General features: G+C 60.1%; 6 protein-coding genes and 3 pseudogenes. 5 read left to right on the forward strand and 4 right to left on the reverse strand.

Annotation, left to right across the window (positions count from 1 at the left end; translation table 11 throughout):
* The first annotated feature begins 3 nt into the window (after positions 1 to 3).
* Complete coding sequence (locus ACOI8A_RS16345; protein WP_420646940.1) at positions 4 to 1806, forward strand: acyl-CoA dehydrogenase; 1803 nt, start codon at positions 4 to 6, stop codon at positions 1804 to 1806.
* Positions 1807 to 1897: 91 nt separating this feature from the next.
* Here ACOI8A_RS16345 and ACOI8A_RS16350 read toward each other — a convergent pair whose 3' ends face one another.
* The 4 genes and pseudogenes from ACOI8A_RS16350 to ACOI8A_RS16365 form a co-directional block, all read right to left on the reverse strand.
* Positions 1898 to 2743, reverse strand: a complete 846-nt coding sequence (locus ACOI8A_RS16350) for a methyl-accepting chemotaxis protein (protein WP_420657787.1) — start codon at positions 2741 to 2743, stop codon at positions 1898 to 1900.
* Positions 2744 to 2764: 21 nt separating this feature from the next.
* A pseudogene (locus tag ACOI8A_RS16355) lies at positions 2765 to 3835 on the reverse strand (cache domain-containing protein); the annotation flags it as partial.
* Positions 3836 to 3934: 99 nt separating this feature from the next.
* Complete coding sequence (locus ACOI8A_RS16360) at positions 3935 to 4237, reverse strand: cell division protein ZapA (protein ID WP_420646939.1); 303 nt, start codon at positions 4235 to 4237, stop codon at positions 3935 to 3937.
* Entirely contained in the window at positions 4234 to 4464 is a 231-nt protein-coding gene (locus ACOI8A_RS16365) for a hypothetical protein (RefSeq protein WP_420646938.1), read from the reverse strand. The genes ACOI8A_RS16360 and ACOI8A_RS16365 overlap by 4 nt, the downstream gene beginning before the upstream one ends.
* A 341-nt stretch (positions 4465 to 4805) precedes the next feature.
* Here ACOI8A_RS16365 and ACOI8A_RS16370 point away from each other — a divergent pair.
* The 4 genes and pseudogenes from ACOI8A_RS16370 to mscK form a co-directional block, all read left to right on the forward strand.
* Positions 4806 to 5462 (forward strand): annotated as a pseudogene (locus tag ACOI8A_RS16370) (MCP four helix bundle domain-containing protein); the annotation flags it as partial.
* A gap of 303 nt (positions 5463 to 5765) precedes the next feature.
* Positions 5766 to 6365: pseudogene (locus ACOI8A_RS16375) on the forward strand (methyl-accepting chemotaxis protein); the annotation flags it as partial.
* Between the two features lie 317 nt (positions 6366 to 6682).
* The gene (locus tag ACOI8A_RS16380; RefSeq protein WP_420651282.1) at positions 6683 to 8425 is read left to right on the forward strand and encodes a potassium/proton antiporter; all 1743 of its coding nucleotides are present in this window, start codon (positions 6683 to 6685) and stop codon (positions 8423 to 8425) included.
* 34 nt (positions 8426 to 8459) lie between these two features.
* Positions 8460 to 11813, forward strand: a complete 3354-nt coding sequence (gene mscK, locus ACOI8A_RS16385; RefSeq protein ID WP_420646936.1) for a mechanosensitive channel MscK — start codon at positions 8460 to 8462, stop codon at positions 11811 to 11813.
* Positions 11814 to 11846: the final 33 nt, after the last annotated feature.

The following is an 11846-nucleotide window of genomic DNA, read 5'->3' on the forward strand; positions in this document are numbered from 1 at the left end:
GCCATGTCCGAGACGCTGCTCAGTTCCCGCAATCTGGCTTTCGAGCTGTACGAAGTCCTCGATGCCGAGGGTCTGACCCGGCGTGAGCGGTTTGCCGAGCACAACCGCGAGACCTTCGACGCGGCCATCGGCACGGCGCGTAACATCGCCGAAAAGTACTTCGCACCGCACAACCGCAAGGGCGACGAGAACGAGCCGCGCTACGAAAACGGTCAGGCGATTCTGATTCCTGAAGTCAAACCGGCGGTGGATGCCTTCCTTGAGGCCGGATTCCTCAACGCCGCGCGAAGTTTCGACGCGGGCGGCATGCAACTTCCTACGCTTCTCTCCCAAGCCTGCTTTGCGCATTTCCAATCGGCCAACGCAGCATCGACTTCGTACCCGTTCCTGACCATGGGCGCGGCCAACCTGATCGAAAGCTTCGGCACCGATGAGCAGAAGCAGCGCTTCCTGCAACCGATGATCGACGGCCGCTTCTTCGGCACCATGGCCCTGACCGAACCACACGCAGGTTCGTCGCTGTCGGATATTCGTACACGCGCCGAGCCTGCGTCTGACGGTACCTATCGCCTCAAGGGCAACAAGATCTTCATTTCCGGTGGCGATCACCCGCTCTCGGAAAACATCGTGCACATGGTGCTGGCCAAACTGCCGGACGCCCCGGCCGGGGTGAAAGGGATTTCGCTGTTCATCGTGCCGAAGTTTCTGGTCAACGATGACGGTAGCCTCGGCAAGCGCAACGATGTGCTGCTGGCCGGTCTGTTCCACAAGATGGGCTGGCGCGGGACCACTTCGACAGCGCTGAACTTCGGCGATAACGGCGAGTGTGTCGGCTATCTGGTGGGCAAGCCGCATCAGGGCCTGAGTTACATGTTCCAGATGATGAACGAGGCGCGCATTGGCGTCGGCATGGGCGCAGTGATGCTCGGTTATGCCGGTTACCTGTACTCGCTGGAATACGCCCGCGAACGTCCGCAAGGTCGCGTGCCGGACAGCAAAGACCCAAGCACCGCGCCAGTGCCGATCATTCAGCACGCGGATGTCAGACGCATGCTGCTGACGCAAAAATCCTACGTCGAAGGGGCGTTTGACCTCGGCCTGTACGCGGCGCGGTTATTCGATGACACCACGACGCTCGAGACCGAAACCGAGCGCAAACAGGCGCATGAGTTGCTGGACTTGCTGACCCCGATCGTCAAATCCTGGCCATCGGAGTTCTGCCTGAAGGCCAACGAACTGGCGATCCAGATTCTCGGCGGCCACGGCTATACCCGCGAATACCCGGTGGAGCAGTATTACCGCGACAACCGTTTGAACCCGATCCACGAAGGCACCCACGGCATTCAGTCGCTGGACTTGCTCGGGCGCAAACTGGCGCAGAACGGTGGTGCGGGGCTGAAGCAGTTGATCCGCTTGATCGCCACCACCGCCGAGCGCGCCGTGGCATACGAATCCTTAACCGCATTGCGCGAGCCGCTGGAGAAGCTGGTGGCGCGTTTGCAGACCGTGACCATCGGCCTGCTGACTGATCTGGCACAGGGCAAGGTCAACAGCGGCCTGGCGAATTCGGCGTTGTACCTGAAAGTGTTCGGGCACACGGTGATTGGCTGGCGCTGGCTGGAGCAGGCGATTCGGGCGGAGGAAGGGTTGGCTCGGGGGAATGTGGCGGATGCTGATTTCTATAAGGGCAAGTTGCAGGCGGCGCGGTATTTTCTGACGTGGGAAGTGCCGGGTTGTCATCATGAGCTGGCGTTGTTGGAAGCGCGGGATGATGTTTGCCTGAGCATGCAGGACTCGTGGTTCTGACGCCGAAAAGCAGAAGCTCGCAGCCTTCGGCAGCTCCTACAGGGTACGCATTCCAATGTAGGAGCTGCCGAAGGCTGCGATCTCTTGACCTTCAACCCAACTTGAACCCACCCATCTGCCGCGCCAGATCATCCGCCAGCCGCTGCAACATCTGACAATCCTCGCGACATGCCCGAACCTCCCCCGCCGTCGCCCGCGCCAGATCGGAAATCCCCTGCACGTTGCGGTTGATCTCTTCGGTCACCGCCGACTGCTCTTCCGTCGCCGTCGCCACCTGATGATTCATGTCGCTGATGCGTTCAACCTGCCCGGTAATCGCCGTCAACGACGCCCCGGTGCGCTGACTCGATTCGACGCCAGTACCCGTCGCAGCCTGCCCGGTGCGCATCGACGAAACCGCATTTTCCGCGCCCTGCTTGAGGCTGCCGATCATCTGCTGAATCTCGTCAGTCGAGGCCTGCGTGCGGCGCGCCAAGGTGCGCACTTCATCCGCCACCACGGCAAAACCACGACCCATGTCCCCGGCCCGCGCTGCTTCAATTGCTGCGTTCAACGCCAGCAGATTGGTCTGCTCGGAGATTCCGCGGATCACCGCCAGCACCTGATCGATCGAAGCCACCTGATGCGCCAACTCACCCACCGCACCCGCCGCCAGGCCGATCTCATCCGACATGCTTTCAATATGCCGAATCGAGCCGCCCACCACTTCGCGCGCCTGCATCGCTTCATCGCGAGCAGTTTGTGACGCCAGCGCCGCGTTGCCGGCGTTCTGGGCGATTTCCTGCACGGTCAGGCCCATCTCGTGAACGGCGGTGGCGACCATGTCGGTCATTTCCTGTTGGCGACCTGAGCGCTCGGCGGTGTTATCCACAACCTTGGCCACTTGCACGACGGCGGTGCGCAAGCGTTCGCTGGTCGCCAGCACTTCGGCGATCATCCCGCGTTGGCTGTCGAGGAAGCGGTTGAAGCCTCGCGCAAGATCACCGAGTTCATCGGCGCGGCTGGAATCTAACCGGTGAGTCAAATCTCCCCCACCGCTACCGATTGCTACCAGCGCGGCTGTTACCTGACGAATCGGTCGCACCAATCCCTGAGCCAACCAGACCACCAGTGCCAGACACACCAGTGCCACCACCAGGCCAATCCCGCTGCTCATCCACATCGCTCGCCGGGCTTCGGCGTAGATCTGCGACTGCGGCACTTCGGCCACCAGCGTCCAGCCCAGATCGCGCAATGGCAGGCTGAACGCGAGAAATTCCTCGCCGTCGCGGTGGAATCTGCTGTTGGCGGAATTTTTGTGGCCCATCAGTGCTTGCGCCGCATCCGGGCCCAACTGCTCGCTCAAGGTGCGTTTGCCACTGAACTGCGCTTCAGGATGGACCTGGATCAAACCGTCGGAACGCACGAGATAGACCTTGCCGCGCTCGCCGAAGCTGAAGTTGTGAATCAGCTCCGACAGCTCTTTCATACTCAGGCCAAGTCCGGCCACACCGACCACTTTGCCGGCCTGTTCGACCTTCAGATCGATGAACAACGCGAGCTCGCCAGTGGCCCCGTCGTTGTCGATATTCAGGGTGCGCGGCTGATTGCTGTCGAGAAAGGAATAGAACCAGGCGTCGGCCGGGTTGGATCGGCTGAGGGTGCGATCCAGGCCTTTTTCGGTGAAGTAATGATTGGAGTCAGTGCCGACGATCAGCGCAGTGAAAGCTTTGTGTTCGGCGCGGATGCCTTCCAGATACTGCACGAAGCCCGCCGTTTTGCCGGCGTCTTCACCTGCGGCCAACCAGTCACGCACCATGCTGTTGCTGGCAATGTCCTTGGCGGCAGTGAGGGGTTGAACGAGGATTCGTTCGATATCATTGCGCGTCGCTTCGATGCTCGACGGCAGGGCTTGATCGACCAGATAGCTCTGGGCGAGGCGGTTGACCACCAGGGTATAAATGCCAACCACGATCAGAATGCTCACCAGCAGCGCGGTGCCCATGCTGAGGATCAACTGCCACTGAATACTGCGACGCCAGAACTGCATGGAGCACCCCCAAAGAATAAGAGGCTGAAACACTGCAACAGCCGTGCCGATTGTATACAACCCGATCGACAATCTTACTCTTTGGTTGTGCGCAACCCATCAACCCTGATTGATGGTCTTGGCGATGGTCTCGACCGTGGCGCTGACTTGCTCTTGGTAACGCTCGAGTTCCAGCTGATGCTGCTTCTTCATTTCGATCTGCTGCGAGCACAGATTCATCGCCGCCAGCACCAACAGCCGATCACCGATCAGTGTCGGGTATTTGCGTTTGGTGTCGGCCAATGCAGCCTTGAGCATCAATGCGGCGTCCAGCAGGGTCTGTTCTTCCCCGGCCGGTGCCTTGATCGAATAGTCCTCCCCGAGAATCGAGACGACTTTTACCCCTGCTGTGCCGTGGTTCATGCGCTGACCGGACCGGCGTTGACGCGATCAACCAGGGCTTGAATGCGCGCGGCGGTGGCGCCGTGTTTTTCTTCCTGTTCCATCAGGTTCAGTTGCAGGCTCTCGTTTTCATCCTTGGCCTGGGCCAGTTCCGTGGACAGGGTCTGGTTGGTTTGCGTAAGGGTCTGGTTCTGTTGCACCAGGTCGCTGACGAGCTGTTCCAATTGGCTGAGGGATGCTTCCAACATGATGAATTCCAAGCAATTTCAAAGGGCGCGTACGATAAAGAAAAGTCGCCGTGGACGCTAGGGATAAACCGGCGCAAAGCCTTGATTTTCCTGACGACGGACCGTTCTTGCGAGTGTTAAAGACTGTGATCTGCCGATCTGGTTCCTGCACTTCGTCGATCCGGCCCGGATGCGACAAAAACGCGCACGGACTAAAGAGTTCGTTTTCAAGACCGATAAGTCATCCATCAGCAGTATTTGCCCGCATGGATGCGGCCCTCTTCGGTATCCGCCCCATGTCCCTTCGCAATATGAATATCGCGCCCCGCGCGTTCACCGGCTTCGCCCTGATCGGCGGCCTGATGCTGATCCTCGGGGTGTTTGCCCTGAACCAGATGAGCAAGATCCGCGCGGCCGGCGAAGACATCGCCAATGAAAGCGTGCCGTCGATCAAAGCTATCGATGAATTCACTCAACTGACTTTGCGCTTGCGAGTGCTTTCCTATCGCTTGCTGATCAACCGTGAACCGGACGTGCAGCAGAAAACCATCGAGCTGTTCGATTTGCGCAACCGCCAGATCGCCGATGCGCAAAAAGCCTACGAACCGCTGATCGATGGCCCGCAGGAACGCGCGGCGTACGACCAGTATCGCCAGTTGCTCGACCAATACCGCCAACTTGAAGACCGGATGAAATCCTTGTCGCGCAACAATCAGGTTGATGAACTGCGCCAGATGCTCAACAGCGATTTGCTGAGTAACTCCGAAGCAGTGAACACCGCGCTGACGCGTCTGCTGGAGATCAACACTCAGCAGATTGCCGAAACCAATCAAGGCGCAAGCGACCAGTTTTCGATGTCGTTCGATCTGGTGGTGGGTTTGCTGCTGATCGCTACCGGTCTGACGATTCTGTTTGCCTGGCTGCTGACCAACAGCATCACCCGACCGATCGGCAAGGCCCTTGAGGCCGCGGAAACCATCGCCGAGGGCAATCTGACCCAGCCAATCCATGTCGATGGTGAAGATGAAGCCGGGCGTCTGCTGGCGGCCATGGCCAAGATGCAATCGAAACTGCGCGACACCTTGCAGCGCATCTCCGGCTCGGCCACGCAACTCGCTTCCGCAGCGGAAGAGCTGAACAGCGTCACCGACGAAAGCGCCCGTGGCCTGACCCAGCAGAACAACGAAATCGAACAAGCCGCGACCGCTGTCAACGAAATGACCAGCGCCGTGGAAGAAGTTGCGCGCAACGCGGTCAGCACTTCGGAAGCGTCGAAAAACGCTACCGCTTCGGCCGGTGATGGTCGCGATCTGGTGCAGGAAACGGTCAGCGCCATTGAGCGCATGAGCGTCGACGTGCAGAGCACCGCGAGCCTGATCGGCGATCTGGCCAACGAATCCCGTGATATCGGCAAGGTGTTGGATGTGATTCGCGGTTTGGCGGATCAGACCAACCTGCTGGCGCTGAACGCTGCCATCGAAGCGGCGCGTGCCGGTGAAGCCGGTCGTGGTTTCGCCGTGGTAGCTGACGAAGTGCGTGCCTTGGCCCATCGCACTCAGCAGTCGACCAGCGAAATCGAACGCATGATAGGCAGCATTCAGAGCGGTACCGAGCATGCTGTGGATTCGATGCGTAACAGCACCGAGCGCGCTGAATCGACGTTGAACATTGCACGTGGCGCCGGCATGTCGCTGGACACAATCAACACGGCGATTGTCGAAATCAACGAGCGCAACCTGGTGATCGCCAGTGCCGCTGAAGAGCAGGCGCAGGTGGCGCGCGAGGTTGATCGCAATCTGGTGAATATCCGGGATCTGTCGGTGCAATCGGCGACCGGGGCCAATCAGACCAGTGCGGCGAGCAATGAGCTGTCGCGATTGGCGCTGGATCTGAACAACATGGTTGGCCGGTTTAGCCTTTAAGATCAAAGGCTAACCCCCTCACCCCAACCCTCTCCCCCAGGGGGGCGAGGGGGAAAGGGGGCAGATCGGGGGATGTTCAAAATTTGAGTTCGACGCGGTATTTCACGTCGGCGTAACTTGAACATCCACCGCGGTCAGTCCCCTCTCCCCCCGGGAGAGGGTTAGGGTGAGGGCAGCAATAGCCAGCCGAGCCCATCACTCGAAAGCGCCAACGCAAAAACCTTTTTGACAGCATCACATTTCAACAGGTTAGAATCGCTGGCACGCAGACTGCATGGTCAGTTTGTGCCCGTTTCCACGCTTCTGGAGTACTGCCTTTGAATGCGACGACCATCAACAGCCTGTTCTTGATCGGCGCGTTGCTGGTAGGTGCAAGCATTCTGGTGAGCTCACTTTCTTCGCGCCTCGGCATCCCGATTCTGGTGATCATCCTCGCGGTCGGCATGGCCGCCGGGGTCGATGGCGGCGGGATCATTTTCGATAACTATCCGACGGCCTATCTGGTCGGCAACCTCGCACTCGCGGTGATCCTGCTCGACGGCGGTTTGCGCACACGGGTCTCAAGTTTCCGCGTGGCGTTATGGCCAGCCTTGTCGCTGGCAACGGTCGGGGTGTTGATCACCACCGGCCTGACCGGCATGGCAGCAGCCTGGCTGTTCGACCTGAACATGATTCAAGGCCTGTTGATCGGCGCCATCGTCGGCTCGACCGACGCCGCCGCGGTGTTCTCGCTGCTCGGCGGCAAGGGCCTGAACGAACGGGTAACTGCCACTCTGGAAATCGAGTCCGGTAGCAACGACCCGATGGCGGTGTTCCTCACCGTGACCCTGATCGACATGCTCGCCAGTGGTCAGACCGGCCTGCACTGGAGCCTGTTGACGCACCTGATCCGCGAGTTCGGTATCGGTGGCGTGATCGGCCTCGGTGGCGGCTGGCTGATGCTGCAAATGGTCAACCGGATCAATCTGGCCGCCGGGCTGTATCCGATTCTGGTGATCGCCGGCGGTCTGGTGGTCTTCGCCCTGACCAACGCCCTCCACGGAAGCGGCTTCCTCGCGGTTTACCTGTGTGGTCTGGTGATCGGCAACCGGCCGGTGCGCAGTCGTCATGGCATCCTGCACATGCTCGACGGCATGGCGTGGCTGGCGCAGATCGGCATGTTCCTGGTGCTGGGGCTGCTGGTCACTCCGCACGACTTGCTGCCGATCGCCCTGCCCGCTCTGGGTCTGGCGCTGTGGATGATCCTGTTTGCGCGACCGTTGTCGGTCATGGTCGGGTTGTTGCCGTTCAAAGCTTTCCATGGTCGCGAGAAAGCGTTCATCTCCTGGGTCGGGCTACGCGGCGCGGTACCGATCATTCTGGCGGTGTTCCCGCTGATGGCCGGGCTGCCGAACGCGCAGCTGTACTTCAACCTGGCGTTCTTTATCGTGCTGGTGTCGCTGTTGGTACAGGGCACGAGCCTCCCATGGGTGGCCAAGCTGTTGAAGGTGACGGTTCCCCCGGAGCCTGCGCCGATCTCGCGCGCGGCGCTGGAAGTACACGTCACCAGCGAGTGGGAGCTGTTCGTTTATCGCCTCGGCGCCGAGAAATGGTGCATCGGTTCTCCGCTGCGCGAGCTGAAAATGCCCGAAGGCACCCGCATCGCAGCGCTGTTTCGCGGGCAACAATTGCTCCATCCGTCGGGTAGTACCGTGCTGGAAGTCGATGATTTGCTGTGTGTTATCGGCCATGAACACAACCTGCCGGCGCTCGGAAAACTCTTCAGCCAGGCGCCACAACGCGGCCTCGATCTGCGTTTCTTCGGTGACTTCGTGCTCGAAGGAGACGCCCAGCTCAAAGCGGTTGCAGCACTTTATGGGTTGCCAGCCGAAGGCATTGATCCGGATATGACGCTGGGCACGTTCATCGCGCACAAAGTCGGTGGTGCGCCAATCGTCGGTGACCAGGTCGAGTGGAACAACACCCACTGGACGGTTGCGGTCATGGACGGGAACAAGATTGGCAAAGTCGGCGTCAGATTCCCCGAAGGAAGTCGCCCGGGCCCCGGTCTCTTCCTCTAAACTGCGTCCACTCTCACTTGCTCGACCGGTCTCTATGCCTAACCTGCGCTCCGTTTTCGCCGCCGCCCTGCTGGGCCTGAGTCTCACCGTCGGCCCGCTGTATGCCGCCGAACCGCCGTCCACTGCCACCGTACAGGCCAGCCTGGACAAGATCGCCGACAGCAAACTGCCGGAGGCTGATAAAAAGACTCTGCAAACCGTTCTGCAAAATACGCTGACCCAGCTCAATAACCAGCGTGACTACGAGCAGAAGCTGGTCGATCTCAAGCAGCAGTTGGCCAGCGCGCCGAAGGCAACCATCGAGAATGCTCGCGAGCTGACGCGCCTCAAGGCCAGCACGGTGATTCCGATTGCCCAGCGCTTTCCCAAGGAAAACATTCAGCAGCTCGAGCAAATTCTCACCGAGCGCTCGACCCAGCAAAGCGACCTGCAAAAAGCCCTGGCCGATGCCAACAGCCTGATCATCACCGCCCAGACTCGCCCCGAGCGGGCGCAGGCGGAGATTTCCAGCAGCCAGACGCGCATTCAGCAGATCAACAACATCCTCAAGTCCGGCAAGGACAACGGCAAGGCCGTGAGCAGCGAACAACGTGACCTGCTCAACGCCGAGCTGGCAGCGCTGAATGCGCTGATTCCGCTGCGCCGTCAGGAGTTGGCCGGCAACAACCAACTGCAGGATCTGGGCAACAGCCAGCATGACTTGCTGTCGGAAAAAACCGAGCGCCTCGACCACGAGATTCAAGAGCTGCAGACACTGATCAACCAGAAGCGTCTGGCGCAGTCGCAGGAAACCGTCACCCAGCAGTCGATCGAAGCGCAGAAGTCCGGCAGCAGTGCCCTGCTCGCGACTGAAAGTGCGACCAACCTCAAGCTCTCCGATTACTTGCTGAAAAGCACCGACCGCCTCAACGAAGTCACCCAGCAAAACCTGCAGACCAAGCAGCAGCTGGACAGCGTGACCCAGAGCGACGCGGCGCTCGACGAGCAGATCAACGTGCTCAAGGGCAGTCTGCTGCTGTCGAAAATTCTCTATAAGCAGAAGCAAGCGCTGCCGCGCCTCAAGGTCGACCGCGATCTGGCGGATCAGATCGCTGATATTCGTCTGTATCAGTTCGACGTCAGTCAGCAGCGCGAACTGCTGAGCAATCCGGCCACCTACGTCGACACTCTGCTCGCCACGCAACCGCCGGAGCAAATTACACCGCAACTGCGCAAAAGCCTGCTGGAGCTGGCCAACACCCGTGCCGACCTGCTGGAACGCCTGAACCGCGAATTGAGCGCGATGCTCAATGAATCGATCACCCTGCAACTCAATCAGAAACAACTGCTGAGCACCGCGCAGAGCCTGCGCGCGACCCTCGATGAGCAGATGTTCTGGATCCCGAGCAACAAGCCGCTGGACACCGAGTGGATGCGCGGCGTGCCGGAGCGGCTGAAACGCCAGGTTGATACGTTGCCGTGGACTTCCAGCCTCAGCGAGTTGGTTGATGGTCTGACACAGCGCCCGCTACTGTTCCTGCCGCTGGCCCTATTGATCGGCGCGCTGCTGTGGCGTCGCAAAAGTCTGTACGGGCGCCTGAACAAGGTTCACCAGGACATCGGTCACTTCAAACGCGACAGCCAATGGCACACGCCGCAGGCGATTCTGATCAACATCCTGCTGGCCATGCCGGTGGCGCTGGGCCTCGGCCTGTGCGGTCTGGCGTTGCAGATCGACGCCCGTGGGCAGAACGCCAATATGGGCGCGGCGCTATTGCAAATGGGCCAGGCGTGGCTGGTGTTCTACACCGCGTACCGGATTCTCGCGCCGGGCGGCGTTGCTGAATTGCACTTCCGCTGGGAGAAACCGCAGGTCGAATTCCTGCAAGGCTGGGTGCGCAAACTCGGGCTGGTGGTCATGGCATTGGTAGCCGTGGTTGCGGTCGCCGAGTTGCAACCGGCGGCATTGGCTGACGACGTGCTCGGTATGCCGGTGGTTCTGACCTGCTACGCCCTGATGGCGTGGTTGCTCAGCCGCTTGCTGATCAGCAGCCCGACCCACGAAAACGCCTCGCTGTTCCGCAAGACATTGGGCGTGATGTTCACCCTGCTGCCAATCGCATTGTTCGTAGCCGTGTGCTTTGGCTACTACTACACCGCGCTCAAGCTCAGTGATCGCTTGATCAACACGCTGTACCTGCTGATGTTCTGGCTGGTGATCGAAGCCACCTTCGTGCGTGGCCTGTCGGTTGCGGCGCGGCGCCTGGCTTACCAGCGTGCGCTGGCCAAACGTCAGGCGGCGAAAGAGGCTGGCGACGGCGAAGCAATCATCGAAGAACCGACGCTGGACATCGAAAAGGTCAACGAACAATCCCTGCGCCTGATCCGTCTGGCGCTGCTCAGCGGTTTTATCGCTGCGCTGTACTGGGTCTGGTCGGATCTGATCTCGGTGTTCTCGTACCTCGACAACATCACCCTCTACGAATACACCAGCGGCACCGGCGCCAACATGAGCATGGTGCCGATCAGCATCGGCGACATGCTCGGGGCGCTGATCATCATCGGCATCACCTTCGCCCTCGCCCGCAACTTGCCCGGCCTGCTCGAAGTGTTCGTGCTGTCGAAACTCAACCTGGCGCAGGGCAGCGCCTATGCGACCACCACGCTGCTGTCCTACGTGATCGCCGGCATCGGCTTTGTCTCGACCCTGTCGACCCTCGGCGTGAGTTGGGACAAGTTGCAATGGCTGGTGGCGGCGCTGTCAGTCGGCCTCGGGTTCGGTATGCAGGAGATTTTCGCGAACTTCATCTCCGGCATCATGATCCTGTTCGAGCGCCCGGTGCGCATCGGCGACACCATCACCATCGGCAACCTGTCCGGCACCGTGAGCAAGATCCGCATTCGTGCCACGACCATCACCGACTTCGACCGCAAGGACATCATTGTCCCGAACAAAACGTTCATCACCGGGCAACTGATCAACTGGTCGCTGACGGACACCGTTACTCGAGTCACCCTCAAACTGGGTGTCGACTACGGTTCCGATCTGGATCTGGTCAAGGAGCTGCTGCTCAAGGCCGCCCGGGAAAACCCGCGCGTGCTCAAGGAACCGGAGCCGCTCGTGTACTTCCTCAACTTTGGCGAAAGCACCCTCGACCACGAACTGCGCATGCACGTTCGCGATCTGGGTGACCGCAACCCGGTGCTGGATGAGGTCAACCGCTTCATCAATAGCGAGTTCAAGAAGCAGCACATCAACATTTCGTTCCGCCAGATGGAGGTTTACCTGAAGAACCTGCACGGCCAGGAATACAAGTTGGTGCCAATCGAACCCGAAAGCAAAACCATCGTCGCCGTGCCCGACGATCAGAAACCGCTGCAAGAGCCGCCGCCGGTCAAACTCGACTAACCCGGTCAGACCCAGCAGAATGCCCGGACATTC

It is taken from the genome of Pseudomonas sp. P4795 (genome assembly GCF_048822895.1).
Taxonomy (GTDB): Bacteria; Pseudomonadota; Gammaproteobacteria; order Pseudomonadales; family Pseudomonadaceae; genus Aquipseudomonas.